Consider the following 21,737-nt stretch of genomic DNA (forward strand, 5'->3'; position numbering starts at 1 on the left):
AGGTCCGTGCACTTTCGGCGGAACGTTCGGTTGCACTTGCACATCCACGACGGTGCACCTCGGATCGACCGGTGAGAGTGCAGTAGATCTGTTTTCTCGATATACGGAGGAGGTCGGCGACTATGGCACAGGAGCAGACACGGCGCTCTGGCGGCGGCGACGACGATGAGGTTCCAGGCGACACCGGAGCCGGTGGTCAGGAACGACGCGAGAAGCTGGCCGAGGAGACCGACGACCTTCTCGACGAGATCGACGACGTGCTCGAGGAAAACGCCGAGGACTTCGTGCGCGCCTACGTTCAGAAGGGCGGCCAGTGACGGTGGATCGTTCGGACCCACGGTCGGCCGGCGACGGAACGGCGATTCCGTTCGGGTCGAGCAGCTCGTCGTTCTCCGATTATCTTCGTCAGCACGCCCCTCATCTGTTGCCCGAGAGCGGTATCGCAGCGGACCTGGCGTCCCACACCGCGAACGGCGGGTCGGACAAGTCCGGTATCGCCCCGCACGGGACGACGATCGTCGCGCTGACCTACGCGGGCGGCGTTCTGATCGCGGGTGACCGGCGAGCCACGCAGGGCAATCTGATCGCCAATCGCGACATGCAGAAGGTCTACGTCACCGACGATTACTCCGCAGCGGGTATCGCCGGAACTGCCGGCATAGCGATCGAACTGGTGCGGCTCTTCGCCGTCGAACTCGAGCACTACGAGAAGATCGAGGGCGTGCCGCTCACGTTCAACGGCAAGGCCAACAAGCTGTCGTCGATGGTCCGAAGCAATCTCGGTGCCGCGATGCAAGGGCTCGCCGCGGTCCCGCTGTTGGTCGGATTCGACATCGACATCTCGGATCCGGATCGTGCCGGACGAATTGTGTCCTACGACGTGGTCGGCGGGCGATACGAGGAGCGTTCGGGCTACCACGCGGTGGGATCGGGCTCGCTGTTCGCCAAGTCCGCGCTCAAGAAGCTCTATCGCCCCGGAATGACCGAGGAGGAGGCGATTCGCGCAGCGGTGGAATCGCTGTACGACGCCGCCGACGACGACTCGGCCACCGGTGGTCCTGACGTCACCCGCGGGATCTACCCGACGGCTGTCGCCATCACCAGCGTCGGTGCGGACGATGTTGCGCACGACAGGATTTCGGCTGCAGCTCGGTCCGTCCTCGCGGAGCGAACCGAGAGCGCCGCACATTCCGGCGGTGCCGAGCATCACACCCGGGCCGGTCAGCAAGTGAGCGAAGGGGGTAGCGCACCATGACGATGCCGTACTACGCATCTGCCGAACAGATCATGCGCGATCGTTCGGAGTTGGCGCGCAAGGGAATCGGCCGCGGCCGCAGCGTCATCGTGCTGACGTACGCGGACGGGGTGCTCTTCGTGGCCGAGAACCGTTCGACCGCGTTGCACAAGGTGAGCGAACTGTACGACCGGATCGGCTTCGCGGCCGTGGGCAAGTACAACGAGTTCGAGAACCTGCGCAAGGCCGGAATTCAGCACGCCGACATCAAGGGATACACCTACGATCGGCGTGACGTGACCGGTCGTTCGCTCGCCAAGACGTACGCCCAAGCACTCGGCACGATCTTCACCGAGCAGCTCAAGCCGTACGAGGTCGAGATCTGTGTCGCGGAGGTCTCGCATCAGGACGAGCCGATCGCGACCCAGCTCTACCGCATCACCTACGACGGATCCATCGTCGACGAGCAGGATTTCGTCGTCATGGGCGGAACGACCGAGCCGATCGTGGCTGCGCTCAAGGACACGTACCGGTCCGGACTCGATCTGGCCGACGCGGTCCGTGTCGCCGTCGACGCACTCACGGCAGGTCCGGCGACGCCGCCTGCGGCGGGCGGTGAGCCGGAGAAGAAGGTTCTCGAGGTGTCGGCGCTCGAGGTTGCGGTGCTGGACCAGGGTCGGCCGAGGCGAGCGTTCCGACGCATAGCCGGAGCTGCGCTGGAAGACATGTTGCCGACGCCGTCTGCGGCGGCCGAGGCAGTGACCGATACCGAAGCGGCACCGCCCTCCTGATCGGTGGCCCCGATTTTCCCACGGTCTCGCGCTCTATCGCTTCCGATAGAGCGCGAGACCGTTCTTGTCACTGGTGAACTCGAACCACGTTCCGTCGCCCACCACTTCGCCGTCGGCCGCCAGCGCAACCGGGGCGCCCTCCACCTCGACGGTCAGTTTCTTCACCGCTCGACGGACGTAGGCAGGTGACGAGCCGAGGGTGCCGGTCAACGTTGCCCACAGCAGTCTGGTTCTCGATGCCTTCGGCTCCGACGGTAGAAACCTGACATCGAGGGTTCCGGTGTGAATGCTGCTGCGAGACATGGGAACTTGATCTGCCGGTACGTAGTTGCCGTTGCCCACGAACAACATCCAGACCGAATGCCTGGTGCCGTCGAGCCCGATGTTCAGTGGTTCCGCAGCCGCCAGCACCCTCGTCATCGCAATGGCGGCTGCCGGCCATTTGCCGATTCGGCGCTGCAACTTCTGACGCAGTCGCACAGAGTCGGGGTAGCCACCGAAGGTAGCGGTGTTGACGAACGACACGCTACGGCCGTCGACGGACACCTCGGCGATGTCGACCAGTTCTGCGGTGCCTGCTTCCACGGCGGCAGCGGTGTCCTCCACGACGGTCAGCCCGGTGTCGCGAGCGAAGTGGTTGAGGGTGCCGCCCGGAAATGCTGCAAGCGGCAATCCGTTGCGCACCGCCGACGCGGCGACGCTGACCACAGTTCCGTCGCCGCCGCAGACACCGAGCGCACGCGGGAAGGTGCTCCGAATTCGCTGCTCGAGTTGCTCGTTGAAGTCCCGGTCGGGATCGGGTACGAACAGATCTGCCTCGGGAAGTGCTCGACGGATCGAGTCGGGCACGGCTTCCGAGTCGTCGCCCGAACCCGGATTGACGAGCACCAGCAGCCCCCGGCCGCCCGGCAGCGGCTCGACGTCGACCGGCGAGCCCAGATCGGCGGGCTTGCCCGACCGCACGGCCCACCAGCGACGGGTCGACAACGCGATGGCCGAGCCGAGAGCGGCACCGGCGATGACGTCTGTCGGCCAGTGCACCCCGACGTGGACCCGCGAGTAACACACCGCAGCCGCAACGGGCGCCAGCAGCACACCCGCTACCGGGGATTCGATCGCCACCGCCGTGACGAACGCAGCCGCGGACGCCGAATGACCGGACGGGAACGACGACGACACCGGTGGAGCCAGCACCTGACGCAGAACGGGAACCGACTCGGAATCCGGGCGAATTCGCGGAAACAACGGTTTGAGCAGGCCGTTCGCGACCGAGCTCGCACCCGCCAGAGCGACGAGACCCCGAACGCCCCCGCGTCGGGCCGGGCCACCCGCAGCAACGAGAAGCGCAGCCGCGCCGAGCCACAGACGACCGTGATCGGCGGCGTTGCTCAGCGCGCGCAGGCCGCCGTCCGCTCGGCTCTGCCGCAGAGCAGCACTTCGTGCCACCAGGGACAGATCCCACGCGTGAACGGCCGTCGAGATCGAGGTGCGCGTGGAAGTCATGACGCCCAGCCTAAGCACGCGCGACAGCATCCTCACCGACGGACGACATCGGGGCGCTCCGACACATCGTTTCCAGGGTTGCGTTGTAGTGTCGAAGTGTGCAGCGACGAATTATGGGCATCGAGACAGAGTTCGGTGTCACATGTACTTTCCACGGACATCGACGCCTGAGTCCGGACGAAGTGGCTCGCTATCTGTTCCGTCGAGTCGTCTCGTGGGGTCGCAGCTCGAATGTGTTCCTTCGCAACGGTGCCCGCCTGTACCTCGACGTGGGCTCGCACCCCGAGTACGCCACCGCCGAGTGCGACAGTCTGCTGCAGTTGGTCACCCACGACCGCGCCGGCGAACGGGTACTGGAAGATCTGCTGATCGATGCCGAGCAGCGCCTGGCAGAGGAGGGCATCGGCGGCGATATCTACCTGTTCAAGAACAACACCGACTCGGCCGGCAACTCCTACGGCTGCCACGAGAACTTCCTGGTTCAGCGGGCGGGGGAGTTCTCCCGAATCTCGGACGTTCTGCTGCCGTTCCTGGTCACGCGTCAGTTGATCTGCGGCGCAGGCAAGGTACTGCAGACGCCGAAGGCGGCGACGTTCTGCCTGTCGCAGCGCGCCGAGCACATCTGGGAGGGCGTCTCCTCGGCCACCACCCGTTCGCGGCCGATCATCAACACTCGCGACGAGCCGCATGCCGACGCCGAGAAGTACCGCCGGCTGCACGTCATCGTGGGCGACTCGAACATGGCCGAGACCTCGACGATGCTCAAGGTCGGAACGGCAGCCCTCGTTCTCGAAATGATCGAGGCGGGCGTGTCCTTCCGAGACTTCGCACTGGACAATCCGATTCGCGCCATCCGAGAGGTCAGCCACGATCTCACCGGACGCCGTCCCGTTCGACTCGCCGGGGGACGACAGGCCAGCGCCCTCGACATTCAGCGCGAGTACTACGCGCGAGCCGTCGAGCATCTCAAGACGCGCGAGCCGAACACTCAGGTGGAGCAGGTCGTCGATCTGTGGGGACGCACGCTCGACGCCATCGAGACACAGGATTTCGCGAAGGTCGACACCGAGATCGACTGGGTCATCAAGCGCAAGCTGTTCCAGCGTTACCAGGACCGGTACTCGATGGAGCTGTCCGATCCCAAGATCGCTCAGTTGGACCTGGCGTACCACGACATCAAGCGTGGCCGGGGGGTCTTCGACCTGTTGCAGCGCAAGGGTCTTGCGAAGAGAGTCACCGAGGACGAACAGATCGACGAGGCCGTCGATCTACCGCCTCAGACCACCCGAGCCAAGCTGCGCGGAGAATTCATCACGGCCGCCCAGGAGGCAGGTCGCGACTTCACGGTCGACTGGGTGCACCTCAAGCTCAACGATCAAGCTCAGCGAACCGTGCTCTGCAAGGACCCGTTCCGCTCGGTCGACGAGCGGGTCGAGCGGTTGATCGCGTCGATGTAGCCAGGTGGACCTCCGGTAGCTCGGGTCGCTACCGCTCGGTCCTCCGATGAGCAACTAGGCTCGACTGTCGTGGCCACCACCAAAGTCGAACGCCTGATGAACCTGGTCATCTGTCTGTTGTCGACACGTCAGTTCCTGACCGCGGAGTGGATCCGCGAGAGCGTTGCCGGATACGACGACTCCACCAGCCACGAGGCGTTCAGCCGGATGTTCGAGCGGGACAAGAACGAACTGCGCGATCTCGGAGTCCCGTTGGAGACCGGCACTGCCACCAGGTTCGGGGGCGTCGAGGGCTATCGCATCAACCGCGACGCGTACGAACTGCCCGACATCGACCTCACCAGCGCGGAATCGGCCGCCGTCGCGGTGGCCGTCAAACTGTGGGAATCACCGGAGCTCACTTCCGCGGCGCAGAGCGCGCTGCTCAAACTTCGAGCGGCGGGAATCCAGGTCGACCAGAGCGAGTCCGCTGCGGCGGTGACCGCGGTTCCCGCACGCACCAGGGGCTCGGAACCTGCGCTGGGTGCCTTGCTGGCCGCGATCGACGACGGTAGATCGGTACGTTTCCAACACCGACCCTCGCTGACCGAGCCGTTCACCACCAGAACCGTCCAGCCGTGGGGTGTCGTGACATTTCGCGGCCGCTGGTATCTGGTGGGACACGACGTGGATCGCAACGACACCCGCACGTTCCGCCTCTCCCGAATCGGCGACGACGTCAAACCGTTCGGCGCCGCGCAGAGCGTGCGCAAGCCCGACGGCATCGACCTGCAGGACATCGTCCGCCGAGTGGCGGGCACGTCCTCGGTCTCGGGCACGGCCCGGGTATGGCTGCAAGACGGCAAGGCGCTGGAATTACGCAGGATGGGGACGGTGGTGGGTGTGCAGAGTCTCGGTGCCCGCAGCGGCACCGTCGTGGAGGTTCCCGTGCGGTCCTGGGACTGGATCTCGCGGTTGATCGCAGGTCACGGCGCGGATGCGGTGGTACTCGAACCCGCCGAACTGCGCGCCGATGTGATCTCGACACTGCGGACAGCGGCCGATGTGGAGAACGAGCGATGAGCGCGCGACTGTCGGTTCGGCTGGCCAGGTTGCTCAACATGGTGCCGTTCTTCATGGCCAATCCCGGGTTGAGCGCCGAGGAGGCCGCGCGGGAGCTGGGGGTGTCGACGGCAACGCTGATGGCCGATCTCAATCAGCTCTGGATGTGCGGTCTGCCCGGCTACGGCCCGGGTGATCTCATCGATCTGTCGTTCTCCGAGGAGAGCATCGACGTGACGTTCTCGGCCGGCATCGATCGACCGCTGCGCCTGACGTCGACCGAGGCGACGGCCCTGTTGGTTGCGCTTCGATCTCTGACGTCGATGCCAGGGATGGTCGACCCGTCCGCTGCTCAGCGCGCCATCGCGAAGATCGAGACCGCGGCAGGATCGGCGGCGGCCAACGTGCCACTCTCGTCCGATCACGACGGCACGGATACGGAGGAGGGGCCGGTCCCTGCCACCGTCCGATCCGCATTGCGGCACCGGCACGCTCTGGAACTGACCTATTACTCCGCGTCGCGGGACGTCCTGACCGAGCGGACCGTGGACCCGATCAGGACGGTGGTCGTCGACGACAACAGCTATGTCCAGGCGTGGTGCCGAAGCGCCGAGGGTGTTCGGCTGTTCCGGTTCGACCGCATCGACTCGGCCACCGAACTCGACGAACCGGCCGCGCCGCCGGAATCGGTGCAGGACGAGGACGCCTTCGAGATCTTCAACGACGATCCCTCGCTGTCGCAGGCGCGGCTGAAGGTCTCACCTGCATTCACCTGGATCCTGGACTACTACCCGATGACACAGGTCGCGGCGGATGCGGACGGGTCGATCGTGGTCACGATGCGATTCGCCACGCTGCAGTGGATGACACGGTTGACGTTGGGCTTCGGCGGCGGAGTCACGGTACTGGCACCTGAATCCTTGGTGAACTCCGTCCGCGACCGAGCACGTTCGGCCCTGGACGCGTACGCAGAGTTCGACGCCACCAGCGCGGACGGTCCCGTCGCCACATGAACACCGGGCAAACCCGGACCCGCCGCTGCCGAAGTCGGCACCCGTGGTCGGGTACGCTCGATTCATCTGATCTGTAGGAGGTTCACATGGGATTCACCAGTCCCTGGCACTGGGCCATCGTTGCGGTGGTCGTCATCATTCTGTTCGGTTCCAAGAAGCTGCCCGAGGCCGCTCGCGGACTCGGCCGGTCGTTGCGCATCTTCAAGAGCGAGGTGAAGGAAATGCAGAACGACGGCAAGTCCGACGCCGACACCGCTCCCGCTCAGCAGCCCGTCGCTCCCGCTCAGCTGCCCTCGCCCGCCCCGGTCGCGCAGCCGAACACCGAAACCCAGCACGACGCGAAGTCTGCCTGAGCGCACGGCCGCTCAGCACACCTTCGGTGCCAGTTCGGCACCGAAGGTTCACTGCTGTCGGTGACGGCTTCTCGCTGTCGTCCGACCGAAGAAGGCTGACCGTAGAACACCATGCGCATTCCGTTCGATCCGCGGCGAAGCAAGCGCCGAATCAATCCCGACGGCACCATGTCGTTGGTCGATCATCTGTACGAGCTGCGAACCCGGCTCCTGTGGTCGCTGGTAGCAGTCGCAGTGACGACTGCCTTCGGGTTCTTCTGGTACTCGCACACCATCTTCGGCGTCGAGAGCCTCGGCGACCTCCTACGGGGTCCCTACTGCACGCTCGACCCGAGTCTGCGTGCGAATCTGAGCAACGACGATCAGTGTCGTCTGCTCGCGACCGGACCGTTCGATCAGTTCCTGCTGCGGTTCAAGGTCGCGTTCACCGCCGGTGTCGTACTGGCCTGCCCCATCTGGCTGTATCAGATCTGGGCTTTCATCACCCCCGGCCTGTACGCCAACGAACGGCGACACGCAGTCTCGTTCGTCTCCGGAGCGGCTGCGCTGTTCGTCGCCGGAGCGGTCCTGGCCTACTTCGTGGTCGCCAAAGGCCTGCACTTCCTGCTCTCCATCGGCGACAACGTGCAGATCACCGCTCTGAGCGGTGATCAGTACTTCGGATTCCTGATCAACCTCCTCATCATCTTCGGCGTCAGCTTCGAGATTCCGTTGCTGGTCGTTGCCTTGAATTTCGTCGGCGTACTCACCTACGAGCGACTCAAGGCGTGGCGTCGAGGTCTCATCTTCGGATTGTTCGTCTTCGCGGCCATCGCAACTCCTGGCCAGGACCCGTTCTCCATGCTGGCCTTGGCCTTGGCGTTGACGGTGCTCTTCGAGATGGCAGTGCAGATTGCGCGAATTCACGACAAGCGTAAGTTGCGCAAGAGAAGAGACGAATGGGGTGATGTGTCAGATGACGAAGCAACGCGCATCGACGGCGCAAGTTCGATCGAATCACCGGATGCTGTCGCTCCGACACCGCCGTCCAGCGGTCTCGGTACCGCGACCCGAGTACAGGCGCAGTACGACGACACGATCTGACATCGACCGGCCCGTAGGGTCGAAAGCATGACCGAGACGGTTCTCGATACGGGGACGAGCCCCCGACCCACCCAGCTGCAACGATTCTCCGCCGAGCTCGGCTTTCCCCTCGACCGGTTCCAGGTGGATGCCTGCACAGCCCTGGAGAACGGTCACGGGGTACTGGTCTGTGCCCCCACCGGTGCGGGCAAGACGGTCATCGGCGAATTCGCGGTGCACCTGGCGCTCGCCGCGGGACGTAAGTGCTTCTACACCACCCCGATCAAGGCGCTCAGCAACCAGAAGTTCGCGGAGCTGACCGCACGGTACGGGCGCGACACGGTTGGGCTGCTGACCGGAGATTCGTCGATCAACCCCGACGCGCCCATCGTCATCATGACGACCGAAGTGCTGCGCAACATGCTGTACGCATCCTCGGATGCATTGCGAGGACTCTCGCACGTCGTCATGGACGAGGTGCATTATCTTGCCGACCGTTTCCGTGGGGCGGTGTGGGAAGAAGTCATCCTGCACCTGTCCGACGACGTTCGACTGGTCAGCCTGTCGGCAACGGTGAGCAACGCCGAGGAGTTCGGTGCCTGGATGAGCACGGTTCGCGGTGACACCGCGGTCGTGGTGGACGAGAACCGTCCGGTGCCCCTTTCGCAGCACATCATGGTCGGCCGCCGACTGTTCGATCTGTTCGACACGCGAGCCCAGTCGGCCGACGGCAGTCAGAAGATCGTCGTCGACCGAGAACTCGTCCGACACGTCAAACAACGCCAGTCCCTCGACTCGATGGACCGCTGGCACGCGCCACACAGCAGGGGCCGCGGCGGACGTTCGGGTGGCGGAGGTCGCGGTGGCGGTCAGGGCAGCGGTGCCAACAACAGACCACTGGCCAGACCCGATGTGATCGCCAAACTCGACGAAGAGGGTCTGCTCCCGGCCATCACATTCATCTTCAGCCGTGCCGGCTGCGACGGCGCGCTGACCCAGTGCATGCGTTCGCGGCTGGTGTTGACCACGCCCGAGCAGGCCGAGGAGATCCGGTACATCGTCGAGAAACACACCTCGGAGCTGCCGCGCGAGGACCTCGAAGTTCTGGGCTTCTGGGAGTGGCGCGACGCACTGGAACGGGGATTCGCCGCCCACCACGCCGGGATGTTGCCGGTCTTTCGGCACACCGTCGAGGAGTTGTTCGTCAAGGGTCTGGTCCGAGCGGTGTTCGCCACGGAGACCTTGGCTCTCGGGATCAACATGCCGGCCCGAACCGTCGTGCTGGAGAAGTTGGTCAAGTTCAACGGTGAGACACACGCCGAATTGACGCCGGGGGAGTACACCCAGCTGACCGGCCGGGCCGGACGCCGCGGCATCGACGTCGAAGGGCATGCCGTCGTGCTGTGGCAGCCCGGCACGGAGCCGACCGAGGTCGCGGGGCTGGCGTCGACGCGTACGTTCCCGCTGCGCAGTTCGTTCGCGCCGGCATACAACATGTCGATCAACCTCATCGAACAGTTCGGTGCGGCCGATTCGCGTCTGCTGCTCGAACGGTCCTTCGCACAGTTCCAGGCGGACCGCTCCGTCGTCGGGATGGTTCGCGGTATCGAGAAGAACATGCAGACGTTGGAGGCACTCGGTGCACGCCTCGGTGGCCCCGAGGGCGAGTACTTCGAGTATGCGCGGCTGCGCGAGCGATTGAAGGATCGGGAGAAGACCCTCGAACGCCAGAGCAGGTCCGATCGGCGGGACAAGGCCGTCGATTCGCTGCGTGCCCTGCGCCGCGGCGACGTGATCTCGGTGCCGACCGGTCGCCGCAGCGGCCTTGCCGTGGTTCTCGAGCCCGATGACGACCGGGCCGATCCGCGTCCGCTGGTGCTGACCGAGGACAAGTGGGCCGGCCGGCTCTCGGCAGCGGACTTCCCATCGCCCGCAACGTCTCTGGGAACAATGCGACTGCCGCGATTCGTCGACCACCGCACCGCGAAGACCCGGCGCGATCTCGCGGCCGCCCTGGTCACCCGCGGAATTTCGCAGCCGTCGGACCGTATCCGACGCAAGTCGACGGCAGCGGACGACAAGGAGCTCGCCACCCTTCGGCGAGCAATCCGCTCGCATCCGGTGCACGCTCGTCCCGACCGCGACGAGCTCGGCCGCACCGGTGAACGCTACAACCGGTTGGCGCGAGAGACCGAGACGATGCGCCAGAAGGTGTCGGCCACGACGAACTCCCTCGCCCGAACGTTCGACCGCATCCTGGCTTTGCTCGCCGACCGCGGTTACGTGACGGCAGGCAAGGATCCGAAGGTCACCGAGGACGGTGCCAGGCTGAGCCGAATCTATTCCGAGTCCGATCTGCTGGTCGCCGAATGCTTGCGCGGCGGCCTGTGGCAGGGGCTTTCTCCGGCAGAGTTGGCGGCTGTGGTCTCGGCGGTGGTCTACGAGTCCAGATCGGAGGGTGACATCACCCCGCACGGACCGACGGGTCCGATTCGGCACGCGCTGACCGAGACCGTCCGGGTGTGGCACGAGCTGCGGTCCGACGAGGTGCGACACAAGCTGCCGCCGACGAGAGAACCCGACATGGGCTTCGTGAAGGCGATCTACAAGTGGGCGTCGAACCATTCGTTGGTCGATGCGCTCGTCACCGCGGGTGACAACGGCAAAGCACTCTCGGGTGGAGACTTCGTGCGCTGGTGTCGGCAGGTGATCGACCTGTTGGACCAGGTTCGGCTCGCGGCACCGGAGCCGGAACTGTCGCGAACTGCGGCGCGCGCGATCGCGGCCTTGCGCCGCGGCGTGGTCGCCGTAGATGCCGCATGACAGCGCCGAATCGGACTGCCGGGTCGGTACAGCGGAGAGTCGTACGGGCGGGTTACTGTACCCCCGACGAATCCGAATTTTCAGTGGAGGCGAGATGAGCGGCCCATACGGTCCGACCGATCCGGACAACAGCTGGTCGCGCACGCCCGATCAGCAGGACGGTGCCGCGAACGACACACCGGACACGCAGCCCGCTCCTTCCGCCGAGTCGCAGACTCCGACGCCGTCGGCGTGGGGTCAGTACGGACAGCCGCAGGCCACGCCGTACGGCGAACCCGGTCAGAGCTACGGGCAGAACCCGCAACAACCCGGCGGCCAGTACCCGCAGGGGCAATATCCTCAGGGTCAATACCCACAGGGGCAATATCCTCAGGGTCAGTACCCCCAGGGCCAGTACCCCCAAGGTCAGTACCCACCTGCCGGCTATCCGCAGGGGCAGTACCCCTCGGCCCCGAATGCACAGGGCGGCTACCCCCAGGGGCAGAACCCCACCGCGCACTACCCCGCCGGTCAGCAGTACGGCGCGCCTGCATCGGGCGATGCGGCGTACCAGAATCCTTACGCACCACAGCAATTCGGTGGTGGGCAATACGGGCCGGGTCCGTACGGCCAGCAACCACAGCAACCCTGGAATCCCAACCAGCAGTATCCGAACCAGCAGTATCCGAATCAGCACGGGCCAGGGCAGGTCGGGGCTCGATCGAAGAAGCCCCTGATCATCGCGGGTGCCGTGGTAGCAGTGCTCGCCGTGATCGCTGTGGTGTCGTTCTTCGCTTTCGGTCGAACGACCACCCTCGATACTGCGGCGGCCGAGGAGGGTGTTCGCACGGTCGTCACCGAGTCCTACGGTGCGTCCGACGTCTCCGGTGTGTCCTGTCCCCAGGACATCGTGGTCGAGGCCCAGACCAGTGTCGAATGCACCCTGACTGTCGACGGTGCGTTCAAGACCGTGACTCTGACCTTCCTCGACGACGACGCCAACTACGAAGTCTCCCTGCCCGAGTAGACCCGATCAGGTCGCACGCTCAGGTCGTCGACGCCGTGGCCGCCATCGCGGCGACGAGGCGCGCCACGGCGTTCTCGATGCCGAGAGTCTCGGCGAGCGAGTTCAGTGCATCGACGTCGGCGGGCTCGGCGGGAATCTCGTCGGACTTCGACAGGACGACATCGGCGTCGGTGACGACTCGGACAACCGGCAGCGCCGCGTCCAGGTAGTCGCTCGCATTGGCCAGTTTCGCCCGGATGCCCTTGGCCATGTCCGACGACGGGTCGAGTGCAGCAGCGCGCAACGCTTCCACGGATTCGTACTGCAGCATCAGCGTCGACGCTGTCTTCTCCCCGATGCCCTTCACTCCGGGCAGACCGTCCGAGGCATCGCCGCGCAGCAGGGCGAGTTCCGCATACGCCGCGCCCGCACGATGGAGCGGCACCCCGTAGCGCTCGGAAACCATTGCGGGATCGAACAGTTCGGCTTTCGCCAGGCCGCGTCCCACGTACAGAACGCGCACCTCGTTCGGCTCGTCGGCGGCAACTTGAAGCAGGTCTCTGTCTCCGCTGACCACGACCACCGGGTCCTGACGCTCGCGCGCGGCCAGGGTTCCCAGCACATCGTCGGCTTCGAGACCGTCTGCGCCTGCAGTCGCGATCCCCAACGCGGCGAGCACATCCATGATCATGTCCACCTGTGGTGTCAGCGTTTCCGGCACCTCTTCGCTCTCGGCGACCTCCGGCGTGGCCTCGGCAACACGATGCGCCTTGTAGGACGGCACGAGGTCGACGCGGAACTGTGGCCGCCAGTCCAGATCGAGACACACTGCAAGTCGGCCGGGTTCGGTGCGCGCAATCAACGCCGAGATCATGTCGAGGAAGCCGCGCACGGCATTGACGGGTCGCCCGTCGGGGGCCGTAATCGACTCGGGCAGTGCGTAGTAGGCCCTGAACCACAGGCTCGCACCGTCGAGGAGCAGCAACGGAGACTTTCCGGGGGCGGTCATGGGGCTCATCTTGCCGTACGGCATTAGCCTGAAGGTATGAGTGTCGATTCTTCGGTCAGTTCCTCACGTTTCTCCAGCGATGTCTACGCGTCCAGACTCGCCCGCGCGGCTCGCCTGACGTCGGATGCAGGCCTGGATGCCCTGCTGATCACCCCGGGGCCGGATCTGCAGTACCTGATCGGGTCGAAGGCCAGCTCGTTCGAGCGGCTCATCGCGCTGGTCGTTCCGGCGGACGGCAGCACCCCCACGGTCGTCGTTCCGCGACTCGAGCTCGCCGCACTGGGCGATTCCGCAGCGCAGGAACTGTCTCTGACTCTCGTCGACTGGGTCGACGGTGTCGATCCGTACGCACTGGTGGCAGCGGCAGTTCCCGGCGGAACGAGAACAGCCGTTGCCGACGCCATGCCCGCCCTGCATTTCGTGCCGCTTGCGGGTGTCTTCGGCACGGTCCCGGTTTTGGCCACCGACGTGCTTCGCGAACTCCGAATGGTCAAGGATGCGGCCGAGATCGACGCGTTGCGGCGAGCCGGATATGCCATCGACCGCGTGCACGCCCGGATGGGCGAATGGCTTCGGGTGGGCCGAACGGAAGCGCAGATCGCCGCGGACATCGCTGCCGCGATCGTCGAAGAAGGCCACACTGCACCGGAATTCATCATCGTCGGTTCCGGGCCGCACGGTGCCGATCCACACCACGAGGTATCCGATCGAGTCGTCGAGGCAGGAGACATCGTGGTGATCGACATCGGCGGACCCGTCGCACCGGGATACAACTCCGACTCGACCCGCACCTACAGTCTCGGCGAACCGTCGGCGGAGATCGCCGAGCAGTACGCGGTACTCGAGCGTGCGCAGCAGGCGGCTGTCGACGCGGTGGTGCCCGGTGTCACGGCGCAGTCCATCGACGCGGCCGCCCGCGACGTCCTGGTCGACGCCGGTCTCGGCGAGGCGTTTCTGCACCGCACCGGTCACGGGATCGGCCTGTCGGTACACGAGGAGCCGTACATCGTTGCGGGCAACGACATCACGCTGACCGAGGGGATGGCGTTCAGCATCGAGCCGGGAATCTATTTCCGCGGGCAGTGGGGTGCACGCATCGAAGACATTGTCGTGGTCACCGCAGACGGGTGCGAGTCGGTCAACCTCAGGCCTCACGCTCTGGCCGTCCTGCCGGTGTGACGCGTCCGGGCGAGGACGAGTTCGTCTCGGTCGTCAGGTCCAATCCGGCTGTCGCCGAAATACTGGGGCGCGCGCCGCAACTCGGGCTTCCCGGGTGGTATCTGACGGCAGGTGGCCTCTTCCAGACTGTCTGGAACCACCTGGACGGCCGGGACCTTCGTGCCGGCATCCGGGACTACGACTTCTTCTACTTCGACGACTCCGATCTGTCCTACGACGCGGAGAACGAGGTGATCGAGCGCGCGGCCTCGGTGTTCGACGACCTCGGGGTGAACGTCGAAGTGCGCAACGAGGCGCGCGTACACCTCTGGTACGAACAGCATTTCGGCACTCCGATCGCGCCGTACCGAAGTACCGAGGATGCGATCGATCATTTCGTGTCCACCACGTGCTGCTTCGGCATCACCACCGACCAGGGAGGAACCGATGTCGTGTACGCACCGCACGGATTCGACGATCTCTTCGGGGGAATCGTGCGGCCGAACCCGCGGCTGCCGATGCGACACGTGTACGAGGCCAAGGCTGCCCGGTGGACGACGGAGTGGCCGAACCTGACGGTTCTGCCGTGGCCGACGGAGCCGACGACGCGCTAGCGGTTCAGCAGAGAACGGCTACCCAACACCCGCTGCACCTGTATCTCGATGACGACTCGGGTCGGGTTCTCTCTGGGTACGCGGTAGCGCTGCGCATAGCGGTTCTCCGCATCGACGACCGATTCACGGTCGTTCCGGACCGACGCGGGCCCTTCCAACGTCAGCCAGCGGGCGCCGTCGATCTGAGTGACGGCGGCGTAGGCACCGCGGCCGGCGTTGATCGCCTTCTGTGACACGTCGTTGGTGATCACCCGAGCACACCGGGCCTCGGCGTCGTAGGTGAAGCCGACGGCGACGACGTGCGGGGTTCCGTCGGGTCGCAGTGTCGTCAGAGTGGCGAGGTGCCGCTCTGCAAGGAACTCGAATGCGTCGTCGGCGAGGGCAGTCGCGTCTGCGGGGATGGCGGCCATGCCCCGACTGTAGTGAATGCGATTTCATCGGCAAGACTGGTCGTCGTGAGCAGACGAGCAGAACCCGCGGCCGGAACGCTGTTGCTGTTGGGCGGGCGCAGCGAGATCGGACTCGAGGTCGCCACCCGACTCGCCTCGGGGCGAACCGTCGTACTGGCAGCTCGGCGCAGTACCGACCTCGATGCTCAGCAACGACGAGTGGAGCAGGCAGGCGCGGACGCCGTTCACACCGTCGAGTTCGACGCGAACGAGATGGACACTCACGCCGAGCTTCTGAGCCGGGTGGCCGAGCGATACGGCCCGATCGGGATCGTGGTGCTGGCGTTCGGGATCCTCGGGGATCAAGCGCGCGCCGAGGACGACGCGCAGCACGCTCTCGACGTCATCACCACCGACTTCCTGGCTCAGGTTTCGGTGCTGACGCACGCATCGAAGATCCTCCGAGCACAGGGGAGCGGCGACCTGGTCGTGTTCTCGTCGGTCGCGGGGGTTCGAGTGCGACGCGCCAACTACGTGTACGGATCCGCGAAGGCCGGTCTCGACGGCTTCGCCAGCGGACTGAGCGACTCACTGCACGGTAGCGGAGTGCACCTCCTGCTCGTTCGTCCCGGATTCGTCATCGGTTCGATGACCGAGGGGATGACCCCGGCACCCATGTCGAGTACGCCGGATCAGGTGGCCGACGGCGTCGTCGCTGCGCTGCGCACGCGTCGGGCCACCGTGTGGATCCCCGGCACGCTGCGACCGGTGTTCTTCGCCATGCGTCTACTGCCGCAGTGGCTCTGGCGCAGGATGCCGCGCTGATGGTGGCACCCGTGCCCACTCCGATCGTGGTCGTGGGAATCGGTGCGGACGGCTGGGACGGACTGCCTCTCGCGTCGCGCAGGGCCGTCGAGCAAGCAGATGTGGTGTTCGGCTCCGCGCGCCAGGTCGCTGGAGTACAGGAGCATTGCAGCGAGACCAGGACATGGCCCAGTCCGTTGGTGCCGAATCTGCGGCCGATGATCGACGCCTGCACGGGTTCTCACGTGTGCGTGCTGGCCAGCGGCGATCCGATGTTCCACGGCATCGGGGTGACGTTGGCGCGGGAGTTCGGTGCCGATCGCTTGCGGATGTACCCGGCCCCGTCTTCGGTGTCGTTGGCATGCGCTCGCTTGGGCTGGGCGCTCCACCACACCACGACGGTGTCGCTGGTGAACAGCCCGGCCGAGACGGTGTTGCCCGAGTTGGCCGACGGTCGTCGGATACTGGTGTTGAGCCGGGGCAGCAGCACTCCTGGTGAGATCGCGCTGGTGTTGTCCGCCAACGGTTTCGGCGCGAGCGAGATGACGGTCCTCGAGCAGCTCGGCGGACCGGCCGAGCGCGTCGCCCGCGGGATCGCCGGAGAGTCGACGTTCGAAGGCGTCGATCCACTCAATGTCGTTGCACTGCTGTGTGTCCGGGATCCCGACGCTGCCCGCCACACCCGCATTCCCGGCCTGGCCGATTCCGCGTACACCGGAGACGGTCAGATGACCAAGCGGGAGGTTCGAGCATTGACGCTCAGCGCGTTGGCACCGGCACCCGGAGAGCTGTTGTGGGACATCGGGGGCGGATCGGGAACCATTGCCATCGAATGGATGCGGACCGACGAATCCTGTCGTGCGGTGACGTTCGAGAGTTCGCAGGTGCGCCGTGAGCAGATCGAGACCAATGCACGGCTTCTGGGAGTTCCGAGCCTCGTGGTGCACGGCGGCGCCCCGGAGAGTTTCGCGGCGGTCTCGGACGCAGACGCTGTTCCCGACGCAGTGTTCATCGGTGGCGGGTTGACCGGTGCCGACATGCTCGAGGCCTGCTGGGAGGCGGTGCGCACCGGCGGGCGACTGGTCGCGAATTCGGTGACGGCCGAATCGGATTCGTTGTTGCTGACCGCCGCGGCGAAGTACGGCGGCGAGCTCCGCAGGTTCCAGATCTATCGCGGCGAACCGCTGGGCGCGTTCACGACGTGGAGACCGCAGCTGCCGGTCACACAATGGAGTGCGACCAAACGGTGAAGGTCCTGATTCTCGGTGGTACGACGGAGTCGAGGGCACTCGCGGCCGCTCTGGACACGGTGCAGGGGATCGAGACGGTCACCTCACTGGCCGGCCGGGTCGCCGAGCCGAAATTGCCCGTCGGCGAGACTCGCATCGGCGGATTCGGAGGTCCGGATGCCCTTGCAGTGTGGCTGCGAGACAACGCAATCGACGTGGTGGTGGACGCGACGCACCCGTTCGCCTCCACCATCGCCGCACACGCCGAGCAGGCCACTCGGGCAACGTCGGTCGCGCTCCTGGTGCTGACGCGGCCACCGTGGACCGCGGGCGAGCGTGATCGATGGATCTCGGTTGCCTCACTGCCCGACGCGGCGTCGGCGATCACCCCCGGCAGCCGGGTGTTCCTCACGACAGGCAGGCAGGGTGTTCACCATTTCTCGAGTGTCGATCACTCGTGGTTTCTGGTCCGGGCGATCGACCCTCCGACCGGTCCGGTGCCGCCGCACATGACGCTGCAACTCAGCCGTGGCCCTTTCGACATCGACCACGAGTCGATGATGCTGGCAGAGAACCGAATAGACCTGCTGATCACCAAGAACAGCGGCGGCGACATGACGCGAGCAAAGCTCGATGCCGCCCGAGCGGCGTCGATTCCGGTTCTCATGGTCGACCGTCCCACGCGAACCGGCTCGGCACCGACGGTGTTCGACGTCGCAGCCGCCGTGGACTGGTTGACGGATCGCTAAGAACTGCCTGCCGACGGATAACGCCTGGAGGTGAACACCTTCGGCCCGCTTCCCGTCTCGACCACCGTCGTCATCGACGATCCGATGATGAGCAGGCATCGCATGTCGATCGACTCGGAGTCGAGTTCGCCCAGCGCCACGGTGCGAACGGATTCCTTCGGGCTGCCCACCGCGCGTCCGATGACCACGGGTGTCTGTGGCGAACGATGCTCGAGCAGAATCTCTTTCGTTGCCGCAACCTGCCAGGTCCGCGACTTCGACGCGGGGTTGTAGATCGCGATCGCCATATCGGCTCCGGCGACCGCCGAGAGCCGCGCTGCCACGACGTTCCAGGGCTTGAGGCGGTCGGACAGAGAGATGACGGCGTAGTCGTGTCCGAGTGGTGCGCCCACCCGACTGGCGACGGCGTTGGCTGCCGTCATCCCGGGCACCACCCGCACCGGGACCGAGCTCCACTGCTCCTCGGCCGCGACCTCGATGACCGCGGTTGCCATCGCGAACACACCGGGATCGCCCGAGGAGACCACGGCGACGCGGCGACCCTGTTTGGCGAGATCGAGAGCGAACGCCGCACGTTCCGACTCGACCTTGTTGTCGCTCGCGTGCCGGATCTGACCGGGGCGCTGCGGTACCCGATCGATGTAGGTGACATAGCCGACCAGATCGGTGGCGGCGGCGAGTTCGGCGCGCACTTCGTCCGTCGTCCATGCGTCGTCCCCTGGTCCGAGGCCGACGACCACCACTTCACCGGCGCAAGTACGTGTTTCGGTTCGATTCGAGGGACTCGGTACGACGATCATCGAGAAGTAGGGAACGTTGTCTGCGTCGACGGCGTCGAGCACCCGCTGCTCGGGTGTGCTGGCCCGTTCCACGTAGCGCGCTTCACCCAGCCGACCGGAACGTTCCAGGGCCTCGAGGACCGTCGGGTAGGTCCTGCCCAGTTTCATGATGACGGCCGCGTCGGTGCCGCGCAGTCGCCGAGTGAGCTCGTCTGCCGGGAGCGTGCCGGGCAACACGGTGAACACCTCGTCGCGCTCCACGAGCGGGGTGGCCAACGCAGCCGACGCGGCACTGACCGAGGTCACGCCCGGCACGATCTCGACCTCGAAGCGGTCGGCCAACCGCTTGTGCATGTGCATGTAGGAGCTGTAGAACAGCGGATCACCCTCGGCGAGAAGCACTACGGAGCGTCCCGCGTCCAGATGGGCCGCCAACCGCGAAGCGGCGGACTCGTAGAACTCGTCGATCGCACCCTGATATCCACCGGGGTGCGCCGTGGTCTCGGTGGTCACCGGGTAGACCAGATGTTCCTCGAGCTGCCCGTCCCGCATGTACCCGGCTGCCAGCCCGCGGGAGATGCTACGACCGTGCTGTGCACTGTGGAAGGCAACCACATCGGCCTCGGCGATCACGCGAGCGGCCTTGACGGTCAACAACTCCGGATCGCCGGGACCGACTCCGACTCCCCACAGCTTTCCGGTGCCGGTCATTCTTGTTCGCTCGCAATGGCATTGACGGCGGCGACGGTGATGGGGCTGCCACCACGCCTACCGCGGACCACCAGGTACTCGACGCCGAGGCCCGCGGCGATCAGATCTTCCTTCGACTCCGCCGCCCCGATGAATCCGACCGGGCCGCCGACGATCGCTGCGGGTTTCGGTGCCCCTGCCTCCAGCATCTCCATCAGGTGGAACAGAGCGGTCGGAGCGTTTCCGATGGCGACGACGGCACCGCCGAGCTTGTCGCCCCACAACTCCAGCGCGGCAGCGGTTCTCGTGGTGTTCATACTCCGAGCCAAATCCGGTACCCGAGGATCGGACAGGGTGCACAACACCTCGTTGTCGGCCGGAAGACGGCGACGAGTGATGCCGGCCGCGACCATGTTGGCGTCGCACAGAATCGGCGCGCCCGAGTTCAGTGCCGCGCGAGCGGAGGTCACGACTGCTGGGGTGTAGCCGATGGTCTCGGTCAGATCGATCTCTCCGACCGCGTGAATCATGCGCACGACGACCTGTGCGACGTCCGGTGCGAATCGAGACAGATCTGCTTCGGCTCGGATGGTCGCGAACGATTGTCGGTAGATCTCCGCGCCGTCGCGGACGTAGTCGTGCATGCGTGTCACGATAGGGGAGAGGGGCCCCTCGGCCGGAAGCCGGTCTGGGTCCCCTCACTCGACGCGGTAGCCGATTCCCGTTGCGATGACGTCGGTCACCTCGCCCTTGGGTCGTCCGCAACGCCGTTCGCACCCGGACCAGTGTTGCCGTTCGTCGCGCGGGGTCATGCGGGCATCGACCGCGGCGGAGAGGTCGGCTCGTACGTCGGCCAACGACTTCGCGCACCCCGGCGATCCGGTGCATGCGCTCACTCGAATCCACGGCGATGCCGCGTCGAAGATCAGTCCCATCGGGGCAAGCACGCGGACGACCTGTTCGGCCGGTTCCTCGTCCAGATCACACACGATCAGCGATCGCCACGGGGTCATGATCAGCGGGCGGTCGATCGCCGCGAGGAACTCCGCGAGCCGCGCCCCGAGAACACCGTTGGCCAGTCCCGCCGCCAGCGCGACCAGGCCGTCGTCCTGATCGAGCCAACCGATCGGTGGCACCTCCACGGGTGCGGGCGTCGGCAGGACAGGGCCGGCCGCGAGACCGAGTCGGTCGAGGATCCGGGCCGGGCCTTCGTCCATTTCGGCTACCCGCCACTGGGACTGCCGAAGTTCCACGAAGGCACCCGCGCAGTTCAGCAGCATCGACACGACACTGTCGCGGTCCACGCGCACGCCACTGTCCCGGCCTGCCAACAGCAGTGCGTACGACCCGTCGGACTGGGCGTGGGCACCGAAATCCGGTTCGAGTCCGCACAGGTCGCCGCGGCCGTCGTCGAGCGCGAACAGCGTCCTACCCGGCAGGTCTGCCAGATCGGGTTGTGCACACAGGCCCTCGTCCAGCGCACCGACCAGCGCGCGCACATCGGTGAGACCTCCCACCCGGCCCGACAGGGGTGAGGCGAGGATGTTGCGCACACGCTCGTGGGTCGAGGACGGAAGCAGCCCGGCGTCAGCCAATCTGGTCGCCAAGTCGTCCGGGTCCGACACCGCGCGCACCTGGATATTGCCCCGCGAGGTCAGCTCCAACGTGCCGTCGCCCAGCTCGGCAGCGGCCTGCGCCAGCACCTGCATCTGCCCCGGCAACACGACGCCACCCGGCAGCCGGATTCGTGCCAGCGGCCCGTCCGCCGCCAGATGGGTCGTCAGCGCTCCTGGGCAGCCGTCGGGCACCGACCTCTCTGGCGAACTCATGGTCACCAGGCTACAAGCGCAACGGGTGGCCCGATTCCCCGCTCGCCCCGGTAGCATTCGATGTCCACGGCTCTGGCCGAGAGGAAACCGGCGAGAATCCGGTACGGTCGCGCCACTGTGACGGCCTTCGATCCTTCGGGTCGGGGCTGGAGTCAGACCCTCTCGCCGACGAGTCGAAGAGCAGTCTCCACCGATCATTCGAACCACCGAAGTCAGGGGCGCGAA

Annotated in this window: 21 protein-coding genes and 1 riboswitch; of the genes, 15 read left to right on the plus strand and 6 right to left on the minus strand. The window is 65.9% G+C overall.

All coding sequences use genetic code 11. The features are described from left to right. Positions 1–122: 122 nt before the first annotated feature. The 3 genes from AB0362_RS03095 to prcA are packed head-to-tail and all read left to right on the plus strand — an operon-like array spanning position 123 to position 2,025. Entirely contained in the window at positions 123–317 is a 195-nt protein-coding gene (locus AB0362_RS03095; protein ID WP_008716348.1) for a ubiquitin-like protein Pup, read from the plus strand. Continuing rightward, positions 314–1,255: a proteasome subunit beta gene (prcB, locus tag AB0362_RS03100; protein WP_068050779.1), complete on the plus strand. Its 942-nt coding sequence runs from the start codon at positions 314–316 to the stop codon at positions 1,253–1,255. Before AB0362_RS03095 ends, prcB begins: the two co-directional genes overlap by 4 nt. After that, a complete protein-coding gene (prcA, locus tag AB0362_RS03105; protein WP_068050778.1) occupies positions 1,252–2,025 on the plus strand; it encodes a proteasome subunit alpha in 774 nt (257 codons plus the stop codon). Before prcB ends, prcA begins: the two co-directional genes overlap by 4 nt. A 33-nt stretch (positions 2,026–2,058) precedes the next feature. Here prcA and AB0362_RS03110 read toward each other — a convergent pair whose 3' ends face one another. Continuing rightward, positions 2,059–3,528 (minus strand): phosphatase PAP2 family protein, encoded by a 1,470-nt coding sequence (locus AB0362_RS03110; protein ID WP_317810359.1) that lies wholly within the window; start codon positions 3,526–3,528, stop codon positions 2,059–2,061. 98 nt (positions 3,529–3,626) lie between these two features. On the opposite strand from AB0362_RS03110, the gene pafA reads away from it, so the two are divergent. From pafA to AB0362_RS03145, 7 genes are all read left to right on the plus strand, one after another. Further along, complete coding sequence (gene pafA, locus AB0362_RS03115) at positions 3,627–4,985, plus strand: Pup--protein ligase (protein ID WP_170944814.1); 1,359 nt, start codon at positions 3,627–3,629, stop codon at positions 4,983–4,985. A gap of 69 nt (positions 4,986–5,054) precedes the next feature. Continuing rightward, positions 5,055–6,047 carry a YafY family protein gene (locus AB0362_RS03120; RefSeq protein WP_317810358.1) on the plus strand — a complete coding sequence of 331 codons (993 nt, stop codon included), beginning with the start codon at positions 5,055–5,057 and terminating at the stop codon, positions 6,045–6,047. Continuing rightward, a complete protein-coding gene (locus AB0362_RS03125) occupies positions 6,044–7,039 on the plus strand; it encodes a YafY family protein (RefSeq protein WP_269594109.1) in 996 nt (331 codons plus the stop codon). The genes AB0362_RS03120 and AB0362_RS03125 overlap by 4 nt, the downstream gene beginning before the upstream one ends. 86 nt (positions 7,040–7,125) lie before the next feature. Then, entirely contained in the window at positions 7,126–7,392 is a 267-nt protein-coding gene (tatA, locus tag AB0362_RS03130; protein WP_149405778.1) for a Sec-independent protein translocase subunit TatA, read from the plus strand. A gap of 111 nt (positions 7,393–7,503) precedes the next feature. Next, positions 7,504–8,475: a twin-arginine translocase subunit TatC gene (tatC, locus tag AB0362_RS03135; RefSeq protein ID WP_068050772.1), complete on the plus strand. Its 972-nt coding sequence runs from the start codon at positions 7,504–7,506 to the stop codon at positions 8,473–8,475. Positions 8,476–8,502: 27 nt separating this feature from the next. Beyond that, on the plus strand, positions 8,503–11,277 hold the full coding sequence (locus AB0362_RS03140) for a DEAD/DEAH box helicase (RefSeq protein ID WP_317547291.1): 2,775 nt from the start codon (positions 8,503–8,505) through the stop codon (positions 11,275–11,277). Positions 11,278–11,371: 94 nt separating this feature from the next. Further along, entirely contained in the window at positions 11,372–12,283 is a 912-nt protein-coding gene (locus tag AB0362_RS03145) for a DUF4333 domain-containing protein (protein ID WP_366234790.1), read from the plus strand. A 19-nt stretch (positions 12,284–12,302) separates the two neighbouring features. On the opposite strand, the gene AB0362_RS03150 is transcribed toward AB0362_RS03145, so the two are convergent. Then, entirely contained in the window at positions 12,303–13,280 is a 978-nt protein-coding gene (locus AB0362_RS03150; RefSeq protein WP_149406012.1) for a 5'-3' exonuclease, read from the minus strand. Between the two features lie 27 nt (positions 13,281–13,307). On the opposite strand from AB0362_RS03150, the gene AB0362_RS03155 reads away from it, so the two are divergent. Continuing rightward, positions 13,308–14,450, plus strand: a complete 1,143-nt coding sequence (locus tag AB0362_RS03155) for a Xaa-Pro peptidase family protein (RefSeq protein ID WP_149405775.1) — start codon at positions 13,308–13,310, stop codon at positions 14,448–14,450. Further along, positions 14,447–15,043: a nucleotidyltransferase family protein gene (locus AB0362_RS03160; protein WP_366234791.1), complete on the plus strand. Its 597-nt coding sequence runs from the start codon at positions 14,447–14,449 to the stop codon at positions 15,041–15,043. Before AB0362_RS03155 ends, AB0362_RS03160 begins: the two co-directional genes overlap by 4 nt. Here the strand turns inward: AB0362_RS03160 and AB0362_RS03165 are convergent. After that, the gene (locus AB0362_RS03165) at positions 15,040–15,453 is read right to left on the minus strand and encodes a TIGR03618 family F420-dependent PPOX class oxidoreductase (RefSeq protein ID WP_068050764.1); all 414 of its coding nucleotides are present in this window, start codon (positions 15,451–15,453) and stop codon (positions 15,040–15,042) included. The genes AB0362_RS03160 and AB0362_RS03165 overlap by 4 nt on opposite strands. Positions 15,454–15,498: 45 nt before the next feature. Between AB0362_RS03165 and AB0362_RS03170 the strand changes: the two genes are divergently transcribed. Genes AB0362_RS03170 through AB0362_RS03180 form a run of 3 tightly spaced genes read left to right on the plus strand, consistent with a single transcriptional unit; the run spans position 15,499 to position 18,214 of the window. After that, entirely contained in the window at positions 15,499–16,257 is a 759-nt protein-coding gene (locus AB0362_RS03170) for an SDR family NAD(P)-dependent oxidoreductase (RefSeq protein WP_366234792.1), read from the plus strand. Continuing rightward, entirely contained in the window at positions 16,257–17,486 is a 1,230-nt protein-coding gene (gene cbiE / locus AB0362_RS03175; protein ID WP_366234978.1) for a precorrin-6y C5,15-methyltransferase (decarboxylating) subunit CbiE, read from the plus strand. The genes AB0362_RS03170 and cbiE overlap by 1 nt, the downstream gene beginning before the upstream one ends. Next, positions 17,483–18,214 carry a cobalt-precorrin-6A reductase gene (locus tag AB0362_RS03180; RefSeq protein WP_366234793.1) on the plus strand — a complete coding sequence of 244 codons (732 nt, stop codon included), beginning with the start codon at positions 17,483–17,485 and terminating at the stop codon, positions 18,212–18,214. Before cbiE ends, AB0362_RS03180 begins: the two co-directional genes overlap by 4 nt. On the opposite strand, the gene cobJ is transcribed toward AB0362_RS03180, so the two are convergent. Genes cobJ through cobG form a run of 3 tightly spaced genes read right to left on the minus strand, consistent with a single transcriptional unit; the run spans position 18,211 to position 21,512 of the window. After that, positions 18,211–19,704, minus strand: a complete 1,494-nt coding sequence (cobJ, locus tag AB0362_RS03185; protein ID WP_366234794.1) for a precorrin-3B C(17)-methyltransferase — start codon at positions 19,702–19,704, stop codon at positions 18,211–18,213. The two genes, AB0362_RS03180 and cobJ, sit on opposite strands and share 4 nt — an antisense overlap. Continuing rightward, the gene (locus AB0362_RS03190) at positions 19,701–20,327 is read right to left on the minus strand and encodes a precorrin-8X methylmutase (RefSeq protein WP_068050694.1); all 627 of its coding nucleotides are present in this window, start codon (positions 20,325–20,327) and stop codon (positions 19,701–19,703) included. The genes cobJ and AB0362_RS03190 overlap by 4 nt, the downstream gene beginning before the upstream one ends. 54 nt (positions 20,328–20,381) lie before the next feature. Next, positions 20,382–21,512 carry a precorrin-3B synthase gene (cobG, locus tag AB0362_RS03195; RefSeq protein ID WP_366234795.1) on the minus strand — a complete coding sequence of 377 codons (1,131 nt, stop codon included), beginning with the start codon at positions 21,510–21,512 and terminating at the stop codon, positions 20,382–20,384. Positions 21,513–21,594: 82 nt separating this feature from the next. After that, positions 21,595–21,670: riboswitch (cobalamin riboswitch) on the plus strand. Positions 21,671–21,737 lie beyond the last annotated feature (67 nt).

Origin of the sequence: Rhodococcus sp. NPDC079359, assembly GCF_040702585.1 — a bacterium.
In the GTDB taxonomy this organism is placed as follows: domain Bacteria; phylum Actinomycetota; class Actinomycetes; order Mycobacteriales; family Mycobacteriaceae; genus Rhodococcoides.